11 protein-coding genes and 1 pseudogene are annotated in these 13,117 nt (G+C 70.3%); 3 read left to right on the plus strand and 9 right to left on the minus strand.

The window, feature by feature from the left end:
• Nucleotides 1–29 precede the first annotated feature (29 nt).
• From efeB to ACFYO0_RS15150, 6 genes are all read right to left on the minus strand, one after another.
• Nucleotides 30–1,283: an iron uptake transporter deferrochelatase/peroxidase subunit gene (gene efeB, locus ACFYO0_RS15125; protein ID WP_388675059.1), complete on the minus strand. Its 1,254-nt coding sequence runs from the start codon at nucleotides 1,281–1,283 to the stop codon at nucleotides 30–32.
• Between the two features lie 8 nt (nucleotides 1,284–1,291).
• Nucleotides 1,292–3,196, minus strand: a complete 1,905-nt coding sequence (locus ACFYO0_RS15130; RefSeq protein WP_388675062.1) for a copper resistance CopC/CopD family protein — start codon at nucleotides 3,194–3,196, stop codon at nucleotides 1,292–1,294.
• Nucleotides 3,197–3,210: 14 nt separating this feature from the next.
• Nucleotides 3,211–3,693, minus strand: a complete 483-nt coding sequence (locus tag ACFYO0_RS15135; RefSeq protein ID WP_388675065.1) for a copper chaperone PCu(A)C — start codon at nucleotides 3,691–3,693, stop codon at nucleotides 3,211–3,213.
• Nucleotides 3,690–4,343: an SCO family protein gene (locus ACFYO0_RS15140; RefSeq protein WP_388675068.1), complete on the minus strand. Its 654-nt coding sequence runs from the start codon at nucleotides 4,341–4,343 to the stop codon at nucleotides 3,690–3,692. Before ACFYO0_RS15140 ends, ACFYO0_RS15135 begins: the two co-directional genes overlap by 4 nt.
• Nucleotides 4,344–4,436: 93 nt before the next feature.
• Nucleotides 4,437–5,183: a YcnI family protein gene (locus ACFYO0_RS15145; protein ID WP_388675071.1), complete on the minus strand. Its 747-nt coding sequence runs from the start codon at nucleotides 5,181–5,183 to the stop codon at nucleotides 4,437–4,439.
• A gap of 118 nt (nucleotides 5,184–5,301) precedes the next feature.
• Nucleotides 5,302–6,123 (minus strand): hypothetical protein, encoded by an 822-nt coding sequence (locus ACFYO0_RS15150; RefSeq protein WP_388675074.1) that lies wholly within the window; start codon nucleotides 6,121–6,123, stop codon nucleotides 5,302–5,304.
• A gap of 224 nt (nucleotides 6,124–6,347) precedes the next feature.
• Here ACFYO0_RS15150 and ACFYO0_RS15155 point away from each other — a divergent pair, with 224 nt between their 5' ends.
• From ACFYO0_RS15155 to ACFYO0_RS15165, 3 genes and pseudogenes are all read left to right on the plus strand, one after another.
• Nucleotides 6,348–6,803 (plus strand): ATP-binding protein, encoded by a 456-nt coding sequence (locus tag ACFYO0_RS15155; RefSeq protein ID WP_388675077.1) that lies wholly within the window; start codon nucleotides 6,348–6,350, stop codon nucleotides 6,801–6,803.
• A 302-nt stretch (nucleotides 6,804–7,105) separates the two neighbouring features.
• Nucleotides 7,106–7,792 (plus strand): annotated as a pseudogene (locus tag ACFYO0_RS15160) (intradiol ring-cleavage dioxygenase); the annotation flags it as partial.
• 24 nt (nucleotides 7,793–7,816) lie between these two features.
• A complete protein-coding gene (locus tag ACFYO0_RS15165; protein ID WP_388675080.1) occupies nucleotides 7,817–8,677 on the plus strand; it encodes a triphosphoribosyl-dephospho-CoA synthase in 861 nt (286 codons plus the stop codon).
• A gap of 25 nt (nucleotides 8,678–8,702) precedes the next feature.
• Here the strand turns inward: ACFYO0_RS15165 and ACFYO0_RS15170 are convergent, their stop codons facing one another.
• The 3 genes from ACFYO0_RS15170 to ACFYO0_RS15180 form a co-directional block, all read right to left on the minus strand.
• Complete coding sequence (locus ACFYO0_RS15170) at nucleotides 8,703–9,968, minus strand: MFS transporter (RefSeq protein ID WP_388675082.1); 1,266 nt, start codon at nucleotides 9,966–9,968, stop codon at nucleotides 8,703–8,705.
• A 151-nt stretch (nucleotides 9,969–10,119) separates the two neighbouring features.
• The gene (locus ACFYO0_RS15175) at nucleotides 10,120–11,484 is read right to left on the minus strand and encodes a PLP-dependent aminotransferase family protein (protein ID WP_388675085.1); all 1,365 of its coding nucleotides are present in this window, start codon (nucleotides 11,482–11,484) and stop codon (nucleotides 10,120–10,122) included.
• A 130-nt stretch (nucleotides 11,485–11,614) separates the two neighbouring features.
• Nucleotides 11,615–13,072 (minus strand): aminopeptidase P family protein, encoded by a 1,458-nt coding sequence (locus ACFYO0_RS15180; protein ID WP_388675088.1) that lies wholly within the window; start codon nucleotides 13,070–13,072, stop codon nucleotides 11,615–11,617.
• Nucleotides 13,073–13,117 lie beyond the last annotated feature (45 nt).

Raw genomic sequence — 13,117 nt, forward strand, 5'->3', positions numbered from 1 at the left:
TCTGGCCCCGGCCGCCCCAGGGGGCTTTCTCATCCCTCCAGCAACCGTTGCCCCACGTATTCCCCCTCCGCCGCCCCGCCCGGCACCGCGAACAGTCCGCTTGCCTCGTGCCGGATGAACGCCGACAGCGCGTCTCCCCGGTCGAGCTTGCGCTGCACCGGTACGAAGCCGCGCAGCGGGTCGGCCTGCCAGCAGACGAAGAGCAGGCCCGCGTCCGGTACGCCGTCCGCGTCGAAGCCGTCGTGGAAGGAGAACGGCCGGCGCAGCATGGCGGCGCCGCCGTTCTGGTCGGGCCGCGTGATGCGCGCATGTGCGTTGATCGGGATGACGAGCTTGCCGGAGGCGTCTGTCTTCTCCAGCTTCGGCTCGGTGGTCTCGGTGCCGCCGGTCAGCGGTGCCCCGTCCGACTTGCGTCTCCCGATGACCTCCTCTTGGTCCTTGAGCGAGAGATTCTCCCAGTCGTCGAGGAGCATGCGGATACGGCGTACGACGGCGTAGGAGCCCCCGGCCATCCACGGGGGTTCGCCCGAGTCGGGTACGAAGATCCGTTGGTCGAAGTCTGCTTCGGACGGCTTCGGATTGCGCGTGCCGTCGATCTGGCCCATCAGGTTGCGGGCCGTCATCGGCTGCGCGGTGGCGCCCGGAGAGCGGTTGAAGCCGTTCATCTGCCAGCGGATCCGGGCCGCGGAGCCGGCGTCCTTCTGGATCGCGCGCAGGGCGTGGAAGGCGACAAGGGCGTCGTTCGCGCCGATCTGAACCCACAGGTCGCCGTCGCTGCGCGCCTTGTCGAGGTGGTTCGAGGAGAAGTCGGGCAGCGGGTCGAGGGCGATGGGGCGCTGCTTCTCCAGTCCGGTACGGGTGAAGAAGCTGTGCCCGAAACCGAGGGTGACGGTCAGGGACGACGGGCCCGCGTCGCGGGCGACATCCGTGTCCTTGCTGTCGGTCGCTTCGCCGGTCATCAGCCGCTGTGCCGTGGCGGACCAGCGGCGCAGCAGCGCGGCGGCCTCCTTGCGGCCCGCGCCCGCCGCCAGGTCGAAGGCGACGAGGTGACCGCGTGCTTGGAGGGGGGTGGTGATGCCGGGCTGATGTTTCCCGTGAAACATCACCTCGTCCGCGCCGAGCGAGCTGAGGGGCATGGCCTGGTCGGCGGAGGGCGCCGCGGCATAACCGGCGGCCCCGCCCGCCGCGCCGAGCGCGAGCCCGCTGGCACCGGCGGTGCCGAGCAGCCGCCGTCGCGAAATGATCCCCTTGGGAGAGGTCTCCGGAGTGGACTGTTCAGCCATGGTGTCGTTCAGCCGATCTGCGCGTTCTTGTCGACGGTCACCTGGTCGATGTCGGAGGTCCGCACCGTGACTGCGATGTTCCAGCTGCCCGTCATGGGGATCTGCACCCCGCTCGCCGTCCAGTGTCCGGTGGCGATACGGTCCGGGACCACGGGCAGGGGTCCGATGTCCTTCGCCTCGAGGGTGAGGGCGACCTTGACCTCGGGGATGTCGAAGGCCTTGCCGTTGGGCCGCTCTACGTAGACATGCATGTCATTGCCGCCGACGCGAGCCGGGTCGAGTTCGAGCCGTGCGACGCCCTTGCCGTCCTGGCCGCCCGTGTCGAACGGCATCTCCAGGGACAGTGCTGCGGACTCCGGCTGTGAGGCGGCGGTGGCGGCCTTGGCGTCCTCCACCGTGCGACCGGGCTCGGTGGACGTCAGTGCGGTTGTCACGGCGAGTACTACCACGGCGACACCCGCCTCGGCGAGCACCGAGCGGCGCAGGCCCGAGCGACGCGGATCGGCGTCGCGGGCGCGCTTCTCGCGTGCGGTGGCCACGGCGGCCCGCTGCCGGGCCAGTTGAGCCGCACGCTTGCTGTTCCCGCCGCCCGCGTGTGCGGCGGCCGGTTCCTTCTCGTCCGTACGCTCCTCGGCGTCTTCAGGGCCTGCAGGGTCTTCGGGGTTTTCGGTTTCAAGCGGGGCTTCAGGAGCCGACGTCAACCGGGCGGTCCAGCGCCGGGAGATCCACGCGACGCCGACGAGCACGGCCACCAGCCCGATCTTGACGAGTAGCAGCTGCCCGTACGACGTTCCGGTGAGCGCTGTCCAGGAACCGAGCTGCCGCCACGACTGGTAGATCCCGGTCGCGGCGAGGACGGCCACACTGCCGAACGCGACGCCGGAGAAGCGGCGTACGGTGGACGACTCGATCGACGGCGCGCGGTAGAGCGCCACCAGCAGCGCCGTCAGGCCGCCCAGCCAGGCGGCGACGGCCATCAGATGCAGGACGTCCACGGGCATCGCGATCCCGGTCTGGATGCCGGTCGAGGCATGCTCGGCAAGCGCCCAGGTCCCGGCCAGGCCCGCCGCCACGACGGACCCGCCGATGGCGAGCCCGAAGGTGAGGTCCTGCTTCTCCTTCTCGTCCTCGCGCTTCTCGAAGGCTCCGAAGAGTACGGCGATGAACAGCGCGCCCGCGGCGAGCAGCAGCAGCCGCGAGACCAGCGCAGCGCCCGTCTTGGTCTGCAGCACCTGGCTGAGCAGATTCAGGTCGAAGATGTCCCCGACCTTCCCGGAGCCGGCGTAGGAGCCGCGCAACAGCAACATGGCGAGCGTGGCCGCGGTGAGAGCGAGCCACCCGGAGACCACAAGCCGCTGCAGCGGCCGCACGCCGGCACCGCGCGGCCAGCAGGCGAGCACGAAGGCCGCGCCGCCGACGAAGAGTACGAATCCCGCGTACGCCACATAGCGTGCGAAACCGTAGAGCCCGCCCACGACTCCGCCGCCCGCCTCCTGGTCGGACAGCGAGACGGTGGTCTTCGAGGGCGCGCCCACGGAGAAGGTGAAGGCCCCCGAAACGGGGTGGCTGTCCGCCGACACCACCTGGTAGGTGACGGTGAACGTGCCGTCGGGCAGGCCCTCGTGCAGATTCACGGCGTACGTGTTGCTGCCCAGGTCGGTGGTCTTGCCCGTGTCGACCTGCTTGCCCTTCGGGTCGAGAACGCGCACCGAGCCGTCGGACATCGCGACCTTCTCGGAGAAGGTCAGCGACACCTGGGAGGGCGCCTGGTCGACCACCGCTCCCTGCTGCGGGTCGCTCCCCGTCAGCGCGGCGTGCGCGGAGACGGGCGTGGCCTGGGCGAACAGTGCGCCGGCGACGGCGAGGAGCAGCAACAACAGGATCCGCACGCGGGGAGCGATGGCCTGCCTCACGGTGGGTCCCTCCCTCAGTGGTGCGACGTCGACGAGGACTGCGCGGACGTCGGCCGGTACGTGGCTGACTTCACCGGCATCTCGACCGTGATCGGGTCGGTCTTGGTGAAGCGCAGCTTCACGGACACCGTCTCGCCCTCCTTGGGCTTGTGCTTCAGCTTCTCGAACATCAGGTGGTTGCCGCCGCTTTCGAGGACGAGCCGACCGCCGGCGGGGATCTTGAGCGGGCCGGCCGCCTTCATCGTCTGACCGGACGTCTCATGGACGCTGACGTCCTCGGCGATATCGCTGGTGACAGAGACGAGGTCGTCGGAGCTGTCGCTCTTGTTGACGACGGTCAGGTATCCGGCCGCCAGGGAGTCCGTGACGGGCTGAGGCATGTAGGCGGACCGGACCGACAGGTCGGGGGCCGAGTCGGCGCCGTCGGCCGAGCCGCCGCAGCCCGTGAGGGCCAGACAGCCCGCTACGACGACGGCCGGTGCGACAGGACGCCTCACGGTGTCTGTCCCTTGATCAGCTTGGGGAGGTCCTTGGTGTAGTCGTCGACAGTGGCGTCCTCCCCGTACAGCACGTAGCCCGCATCGGTCTTCGGCGAGAACGCGACGACCTGGGTGCCGTGCTCCGAGATGACCTTGCCGCTCTTGTCCTTCGTGGACGGGTTTATGGTGATGCCGAGCTGGCGGGCGCCACCCTGGATCGTGGAGAAGGAGCCGGTGAGGCCGACGACAGCGGGGTCGATGCCCTTGAGCCACTTGCCGAGCTCCGAGGACGTGTCCCGTTCCGGGTCGGTGGTGACGAACACGATGCGGAGCTTGTCCTGCTCGGCCTTGGGCAGCTGCTTCTTGGCGACGGCGATGTTGTTCATCGTCAGCGGGCAGACGTCGGGGCAGTTGGTGTAGCCGAAGTAGATCAGCGTCGGCTGCCCCTTGGTCTCCTTGCGGAGGTCGTACGACTTGCCCTGGGTGTCGGTGAGGACGAGGTCCGGCTTCTCGAACGGCTTGTCGAGGACCGTCGCGGCCTTCTCTGAGCCGGTCTCGGCGGACACCTCGGCCACGGGCGAGCTGCTGCTGTTGTCGCTGCTGCCGCAGGCGGTCAGGGTCAGTGCGACCGCGGCGACCAGGGCGGCGGCGAACGTCTTCTTGCGCATAGGAAAATGTCCCAGATGTGAGAGCTGCGGCCCACACCGGGGTCGTACGGCGATGTACGACCCCGTGGGCACGCACCAGGGGTGTGTTGGTCCTCAGGCCTCGGAACGCCGACGGCCGGCCAGAACGCCGTACGCGACGCCCGCCACGCCGACGACGATGCCCACGATGCCCAGGACGCGGGCCGTGGTGTCGCTGGTGTCGGAGGGGGAGGAGGCCTGCTCGGTCGACTCGTTGGCGGCCGCCTGAGCGTCGGCGGCGTCATCGGATTCGGTGTCGGAGGCGGCCGAGCCGTGGTGGCCGTCCTCGGCGGCGGACAGCGCGAGCACCGGCGCCGGCGCCTCGGGCTCCTCCTGACCCTCCTGCGGGACCTCGATCCAGCGCACGACGTCCTTGTTGGAGTACGTCTGGAGCGCCTTGAACACCAGCTCGTCGGTGTTCTCGGGCAGTGCACCGATGGACAGCGGGAACTTCTGGAAGTAGCCGGGCTCGATGCCCTTGCCGTCGGCGGTCCAGGTGACCTTGCTGACGGCCTCGTCGATCTTCTCGCCGTGCAGTTCGACGGGCTTGGCGAGCTTGGACTTGGTGACCTCGATCTTCCAGCCGTCGACGGGCGCCGGCATGACCGAGGCGAGCGGGTGCTCGGTCGGGAAGTTCACTTCGAGCTTGGTGGTCGAGGCGTTGTCGCGCTCGTTCGGCACCTTGAAGTTGACCGTCGCGTATCCGCCCTTGGCGGCCGTTCCCTCCGGATTCACGGTGACGTGCGCGAAGGCGGGGGCGGACAGAACGAGGACGGCCGATGCGGCGAGTACACCGGCGGCGGCGATATGGGGGGCCTTCATGGCAGGGAGCACTCCACTTTCAGCAGTGGTTCGTTGAAAGAACGGGGTTGCGCGTGCGAAAAGACGGGCAGGCGCGCGTGCCGCATGACGGCACCCCTAGGAGTGGTGGTGCGTCGCGTCAGGCGGCGAGGAGGAGGTCCGCGTCCGACGGCGGCCCGCGTCTGATCACCGAGTGCTGGAGAACGGTCGCACGAGGGACCGGCGGCCCGGGCTGCGTGGCGCGCAGTGCGCACATCGCCGCCTCGGGCGGACTCGGAAGTCCCGCCAGCAGGACCCGTACGAGCGCGAGTGCCCGGCGCAGCGCGCGGACCGGCCCCTCGCCGTGCGCCGACAGCTGCATCAGGCGCCGCAGCGCGAGGTCCCCGTGGCGCAGCAGCCACCCGGCGGCGACGCCCGCGAGAACGTGGCCGAGCAGCATGGGCAGGGAGGGCAGCGCCGACATCGAGGAGTCCCCGGCGGCCGTGACGGCCTCCGCGGAGTGTTGGTGCGCCAGGTGCCCCGCGCCGGCCGCACCCGCCCCTGTACCTGTCCCCGGGTCGATTCCCGCGTTGCTGAGGATCCGCTGGGCCTGCGCCGGGCTGATCGCCGCGACGGACGTGCCGCACACGAGTCGCGCGGCCCGCGCCACGAGCGAGGCGTCCACGCTCCCGGGCTCCACAGCCGTGGCGTGTTGCCCGAGCCCGAAGAGGGTGTGCAGCACGGTCTGTGCGACCGCCAGCAGCGCGGCGATGCCCGGCAGCGAGCGCTCACGCCCGGCGAGCGGCGCCGCGACGGCGAAGACAGCGAGAAATCCGGTCCCCAGCGACCACAGCGGAACGCCCTCGCAGGAGGCGACCGCGTGCCCGGCCCCGGCCAGCACGACGCAGACCGCGGCGAACATCGCGGCCTTCGGAACCCGGAGATCACCTCCGGTGCGTGCACGTAGTCGGGGGGCACTCATTGCGGGCTCATCATCGCACTGGGCCCACCCGCTCCATACGGCAGGTCCGCAAGGTTCCGTACGGCCCGGAAGGTCACGTTCTGGCGGGAGGCGCCCGCATCTACACCGATCGCAGCCGGCGGAACATCCGCCGTATGGGCGGCGTCACGTCAATCTCGCGCTTACAGTCCGCCCCTTGGGGCAATACGTAACGGTATGTCGAGCCGCGGCCAGGAGGCTGGAGCATGAGCATCTGGTGGTCCCTCCATCTCCGGCGCGAAGCCGCGAGCGTCCCGCTCGCCCGACGTCTCCTGATTGGCACGATGGAGACAGCAGGGGTGGATCCGGATATCTCGTACGACCTCTCCGTCGCCCTGAGCGAAGCCTGCGCCAATGCCGTCGAGCATGGTGGCGAATCCCCCGAAGGGCAGTCCGCCGAGGCCTTCCGGGTCACCGCCTATCTCGATGGGGAGAAGTGCCGCATCGAAGTGACCGATTCCGGCCCAGGCTTTCCCTCCGGACGCAGGCGCCCCCCTCTCCGTCCCGCGCCCAGCGACGCCGAGCACGGCCGGGGCCTGTGCCTGATCGAGGAGCTCGCCGACCACGTCCAGATCGCCAACAAGCCGGGGCGAGGCGGCGCGGTGGTCAGCTTCGACAAGATCCTCAAGTGGAGGAAGGACACTCCGCTGGTGGCGGTGTAGCGCTGCTGTAGGTGAGCCGGGGTGCTGTTTCACGTGAAACAGCACCCCGGCTCACCCATGAGTCGCAGTCCACGATGTCTCGCTTGCTGCTGTTGTTCCGCATTTGTCATGGCCGTTGTTCGTGGTCCCGTCGTACCAGTTGTACTCGTCGATCCAGAAGTGCGGGTTGACCCGCACCACGCGCTCGGAACCGGCTGCATCCAGCCGATGTACCGGAACGTGCGGCTCTCAGGGTCCTCACAGCAGCCCATCAGCTCTCTGACGGCTGCCCTCCCTAGGTTTCCGCGCATGACGGGAAACCACAGGACATCACCGAGGGTGAGAGCGGCGTCCCGCTCACCCTCCGCATCACAGTCCAGAACACCACCGAGTCCTGCGCCCCGGTCGCCGGCGCGGCGGTGGAGATCTGGCACTGCGACGCCTGGGGCTACTACTCCGGCTACACGACCGCCAACACCGGCGGCTCCGCGCCCGCCGAGAGCGAGGACGGCTCGAACGCCAACGACAAGACGTATCTGCGCGGCTACCAGATCGCGAATGCCAACGGGGTCGTCAAGTTCGAGACGATCTTCCCCGGCTGGTACACCCCGCGTACCTGCCACATCCACGTCAAGGTGCACACTGGCGGTGAGAAGGAGGACGGCACCTACGAGGGCGGCACGGTCAACTTCACCGGCCAGCTCTTCTTCGATGACGACATCGCCCAGCAGATCGTCAAGCTGGAGCCGTACACCCAGCACTCCGGCAGCTACACCGGGCTCGACGACATGGTGTACGACGGAGGTGGCGCGTCCAGCGGCCTGCTCATCCTGGAGCCCGTGCACAAGAAGGACGCCTCCAAGGGCTACAAGGGGTACATCACGCTGGGCATCGACCCGGACGCCGAGAACACCGGCGCAGGCGGTGGCGAGGGTGGCGGCGGTACGCCTCCGGGTGACGTACCCAGCGACGCCCCGAGCGCTTCGGCGTCCTCCGCCACCTCCTCGTAAACGCTCACGCAAAGGCTTACGTCGATGAGCAACTCCCCGGACGAAACGCTGGCGCAGGCCGCCGTGACCGCCCTGACCGGACAACTCGCGCTGGCCCCCAAGCCCGGACTGCCCGACCCACGCGATCTCGGCGCCTGCGCCACCGGACAGGACCACAACTCCCTGCGCTGGTCGGCCAAGGCGCTGGCCCCCGGTCTCGCGGCAATGGCGGCCGCCGCCCGCCGCACCGGCTCGGCGACGCCCGGACTCCGCGCCGAACTGGGCGCGATCGGGCGGTCCACCGAGCACTCGGTGGGGCTCGCGGGCGGCGGCCACCGAGGGGCGCTGTGGGTGCTCGGCCTGCTGGTCGCCGCGGCCGCCCTGGATCCCCGGGCCACCGGCCGGGACCTCGCCGCGACCGCCAAGCTGCTCACGGCACACCCCGACCGGAAAGCGCCGCGACGCCCCTCCCGCGGCTCCTCGGTCTCGGCGAAGTACGGGGCTCCTGGGGCGCGAGGCGAGGCCCGGGCCGGGTTCCCGCACGTACGGCGGGCGTTGGACGCGCTGGCAACGGCCCGCTCGGCGGGCGCTCCCGAGCAGTACGCCCGCCTCGACGCCCTGCTCACCGTCATGTCCACCCTTCAGGACACGGAGTTGCTGTACACGGCGGGTCCGCACGGCCTGCGGCACGTCCAGGCGGGCGCTCGTGGCGTCCTGGAAGCGGGCGGTACGTCCACGGAGGCCGGCCGCGCGGCCCTCGCCGCCTTCGACGACGACCTCCACGCGCGTGCGTGGAGCCCCCGCGGAAGCAGCGGGCTGCTCGCCGGGGCCCTGTTCCTGGACTCTTCCCCACTCTCGGCTTCTCCCTCACTCTCGACTCCGCTCAAGCGGGAAGACCTCCCATGAGCGGGGGACCTCCTTCCAGTGGGGGTCAGTTCACCGTCACGGGTTGCCTGACCTGCGGTGCGGTGGCCCGTCTTCCGGCTGCCCACCTCGCCGCGGGCCCCATCCCGTACGAAGCCGCCAGCATGAGTCCGCCGAGGACCAGCCAGCCCGGCGTCCCCCACCCAACGAGCAGTGCCGTCAGCACCAGCGGGCCCGCCGTGCGCGCCACGGTTACGCCCGTACCGAAGAAGCCCTGGTACTCGCCGATCCTGTCGGCCGGGGCGAGATCGAAGGAGAGCTGCCAGGAACCCGCCGACTGCTGCATCTCGGCAACGACTTGAAGCACCGCGCCCGCGACCAGCACGCCCACCGCCACCCAGGTCGAGACGCCGGCCGACAGAGCGAACACCGCGCACGACCCCAACATCACCAGCCCCGAACGCCGCACCGCCCGCGTGGCCGACGCGAGGCCCGTCACCCCGCGTGCCATCCGCACCTGGAAGAGCATCACAGCACCGGTGTTGAGCACGAACAGTGCGGAGACCAGCCAGGCCGGGGCGTCGGTCCGCTCCGCGATCCACAGTGGGATGCCGAGGCTGAGCAGCGGCATTCGCAGCAGCAGCACGGTGTTGAGCAGCGTGACGAGCGCGTATGGGCGGTCGCGCAGCACTCCGAGAGCGTCGCCCCGTTCGCCCTGTCCGCGGCCCTGATCGGCACCCACGCGCGCGTGCACGGGCTTCACGACCGGCAGCCGGAGCAGCACCCCCGCGCACAGCAGGAAGCTCACCGCGTCCAGCGCGAACACCGCGAGGTAGGCCTCCCTGGTCCCCACATGCAGCGCGAGCCCGCCGAGCCCCGCCCCCATCGCCAGGCCTGCGTTGAGCGTCGACTGGAGATGTGCAAGCAGCCCGGTCCGCTCCTCCCGGGACACCACCCCGGCCAGCAGCGCCTGCCGGGCCGCCGCGAGCCCCGACTGCGCCGCCGCGTAGCCGCACGCCGCGAGCACGAATGGCACAAAGCCGCGTACGACGAGGAAGGAAGCCACCGCGAGGCCGGTCCCCAGCGCCAGCAGCACCGCCGCACCACGGGGCCCGCGCCGGTCGGCGAGCCGCCCCAGGGGCACGCCCGCCAGTGACCCGGCCGCCCACGCGATGGTGAGCCCGAGGCCCACGCGCGCGGGGGCGAGTCCGACGACGTGGGTGAAGTACAGGGCGGAGGTGACGTAGAAGGCACCGTCTCCGACGGAGTTGCTCAACTGGGCCAGGGCCAGGACGCGCTGCGGGCCCGCGGGCGGGAGAAGCGAGTTGGTCATGGGGACAACGCTATGGACGCAGTGGATCCCTCAACAGAACCAATCACGTTGATACTTCGTGACCCAATTTCCAGTGACCGCGTACCCCGGCTCAGCCCTCCAGAACTCGCATGCCCGCCGCCTCAGCCTTCCAGCACGTGCGTGCCCCGCCTCAACTCCCCAGCACCCGCCCCAACACCTCCAAGGCCTCCGGATAGACCCGCTCCCGAGGCGTCCCGTACCCGACCACCAACCCTTGTGGCCGCCCCTCACGCGCCCCGTGCCAGTGCTCCCCGAGGCACCCCACCGCGAGCCCCTCCTCGGCGGCCCGTGCGTGTACCGCGCCCTCGTCCGCCACGTCCACCAGCGCGTGCAGCCCGGCCGCGATCCCGCGCACATTCCGACGCGCCCCCAGCCGGTCCAGCAGCTGATCCCTCCGCCGCCGGTACCGCAGTCGGCAGGCGCGTATGTGCCGGTCGTAGGCGTGGCTGGTGATCAGCTCGGCGAGCGCCAACTGGCCGATGGACTCGGTGTGATGATCGCTGTGCAGTTTGGCGTCGGCGACGGCGTCGACCAAGTGCGGCGGCAGCACCATCCAGCCGAGCCGCAGCGCGGGCCCGAGCGTCTTGGAGGCCGTCCCCAAGTAGACGACCTGTCCCGGTGCCATCCCCTGGAGTGCGCCCACGGGCTGTCTGTCGTAGCGGAACTCCCCGTCGTAGTCGTCCTCGACGATCAGCCCTCCACGCGCGCGTGCCCAGTTCGTCAGCGCCCGCCGCCGCTCCGGTTGAAGCGTTACTCCGGTCGGGTACTGGTGCGCGGGCGTGACGACGGCTGCTGCCGCGTCGCCCAACTCCTCGGCGCGGGCGCCCCGTTCGTCGACGCTCACAGGGGCTACGGATCCGCCGTTGTACCGCACCACGTCCCGGTGGAAGGGCAGCCCGGGGTCCTCCATGGCGATCACCCCCGGCCCCAGCACGCGCGTGAGGAGCGCGAGCCCCTGAACGTAACCGGACGTGATCACGATCCGCTCGGGCGGCGCGATCACCCCGCGCGCCCGCCCCAGATACCCCGACAAGGCGGTCCGCAGCTCGATGCGGCCGCGCGGATCTCCGTATTCGTAGGCCATGGAGGGCGCCGCCGCGATGGCCCGCCGCAACGCCCGCAGCCAGGCCGCCGCCGGGAACGTACCGACGTCCGGACTGCCGGGCCGCAGATCAAAACGGGGCGCACGCGCGCGTGCACCGTTCCCGGACGCGTCCAGGGACGTCGTGGGCAGCGCCGCCACCTCGGTCCCCGAACCCTGCCGAGCCGTCAGATAGCCCTCGGCGACCAGCTGGTCGTACGCCGCCTTCGCGGTCCCCCGCGAGACGCCCAGTTCGGCCGCCAGCCGCCGGGTCGCGGGCAGCCGCGTCCCCGGAGCAAGCCGTCCGTCGCGTACGGCATCCCGCAGAGCCCGCTCGAGACCCGCCCGGCGCCCTGCCCACGCGTCCGGCTGCAGATGCAGATCAACACCGACGCCCGACCAGAAGTCGTTCACCAAAGCCGCCCCCTAGGCACACCAAAAGGCCGGGTACCCAGAAGGGCACCCGGCCATCACTCTCGTATCAGCCCTTATCGGGAGGCCATTTCGGCCCCGCGTGACGTACTCGTGCGGTACTCGGGAAAAGTCAGCCCTTCAGGGAGGCCATCCACGCCTCGACCTCGTCGGAGCGGCGCGGGAGCCCCGCCGAGAGGTTCTTGTTGCCGTCCTCGGTGACCAGCATGTCGTCCTCGATGCGGACACCGATGCCGCGGTACTCCTCGGGCACGGTCAGGTCGTCCGCCTGGAAGTACAGGCCCGGCTCGACCGTCAGGCACATGCCCGGCTCCAGCGTGCCGTCCACGTACGTCTCCGTCCGCGCCGCTGCGCAGTCGTGGACGTCCAAGCCGAGCATGTGACCGGTTCCGTGCAGCGTCCAGCGGCGCTGCAGTCCTAGCTCCAGCACGCGCTCCACGGGCCCTTCGACCAGGCCCCACTCGACGAGCTTCCCGGTCAACACGCGCTGCGCGGCGTCGTGGAAGTCGCGATACTTGGCGCCCGGCTTCACTGCCGCGATACCGGCCTCCTGGGCTTCGTACACGGCGTCGTAGATCTTCCTCTGGATCTCGCTGTACGTCCCGTTGATCGGCAGCGTGCGCGTCACGTCGGCCGTGTAGAGCGTATGGGTCTCCACGCCCGCGTCCAGCAGCAGCAGGTCCCCGGAGCGGACGGGACCGTCGTTGCGCACCCAGTGCAGCGTGCAGGCGTGCGCGCCGGCCGCGCAGATGGATCCGTAACCGATGTCGTTGCCCTCGACCCGCGCGCGCAGGAAGAAAGTGCCCTCGATGTAGCGCTCGCTGGTCGCCTCGGCCTTGTCGAGGACCCGTACGACGTCCTCGAAGCCGCGCACGGTCGAGTCGACGGCCTTTTGCAGCTCGCCGGCCTCGAACGCGTCCTTGACCAGCCGTGCCTCGGAGAGGAAGACCCGCAGCTCCTCGTCGCGCTCGGCGGTCACCTTGTCGGTGAGCGCCGCCTCGATCCCGGCGTCGTAGCTGCGTACGACACGGACCGGTCCGGCCGCCTCGCGCAGCTTGTCGGGCAGCTCGCGGACGTCGGCGGCGGGGATGCCGTACAGCTGCCCGGCCTCGGCCAGGGAGTGGCGGCGGCCGACCCAGAGCTCGCCGTGCCCGGAGAGCCAGAACTCGCCGTTCTCCCGGTCCGAGCGCGGCAGCAGGTAGATCGTCGCCTTGTGGCCGTCACCCTTGGGCTCCAGGACCAGGACGCCGTCCTCGGTGAGGTTGCCGGTGAGATACGCGTACTCGACGGAGGCGCGGAAGGGGTACTCCGTGTCGTTCGAGCGCGTCTTCAGGTTGCCCGCGGGAATGACCAGCCGCTCGCCCGGGAAGCGCGCTGAAAGCGCGGCGCGGCGGGCGGCGGTGTACTCGGCCTGGGCAATGGGCTCCAGGCCGTGCAGCTCGGTGTCGGCCCAGCCGGACTTCATGTTCTCGGCGAGTTCGTCGGACACGCCGGGGTACAGACCGTTCTTGCGCTGCTTGATCGGCTCTTCGGACTCGTCCCCAGTCTCCGGAGTGAGCTCTTCGGCCACGATCATCCTCCTAGATACGGCACTGGACCCCCTCCATCGTACGGT

Origin of the sequence: Streptomyces sp. NPDC006365 (assembly GCF_042870755.1) — a bacterium.
Lineage (GTDB): Bacteria > Actinomycetota > Actinomycetes > Streptomycetales > Streptomycetaceae > Streptomyces > Streptomyces xiangluensis.

Bases quoted from the DNA above. Each gene is read 5' to 3' on its own strand.
- efeB (WP_388675059.1), bottom strand. From the start codon at position 1,283: ATGGCTGAACAGTCCACTCCGGAGACCTCTCCCAAGGGGATCATTTCG.
- ACFYO0_RS15140 (WP_388675068.1), bottom strand. From the start codon at position 4,343: ATGCGCAAGAAGACGTTCGCCGCCGCCCTGGTCGCCGCGGTCGCACTG.
- ACFYO0_RS15145 (WP_388675071.1), bottom strand. From the start codon at position 5,183: ATGAAGGCCCCCCATATCGCCGCCGCCGGTGTACTCGCCGCATCGGCC.
- ACFYO0_RS15170 (WP_388675082.1), bottom strand. From the start codon at position 9,968: ATGACCAACTCGCTTCTCCCGCCCGCGGGCCCGCAGCGCGTCCTGGCC.
- ACFYO0_RS15165 (WP_388675080.1), top strand. From the start codon at position 7,817: ATGAGCAACTCCCCGGACGAAACGCTGGCGCAGGCCGCCGTGACCGCC.
- ACFYO0_RS15150 (WP_388675074.1), bottom strand. From the start codon at position 6,123: ATGAGTGCCCCCCGACTACGTGCACGCACCGGAGGTGATCTCCGGGTT.
- ACFYO0_RS15155 (WP_388675077.1), top strand. From the start codon at position 6,348: ATGAGCATCTGGTGGTCCCTCCATCTCCGGCGCGAAGCCGCGAGCGTC.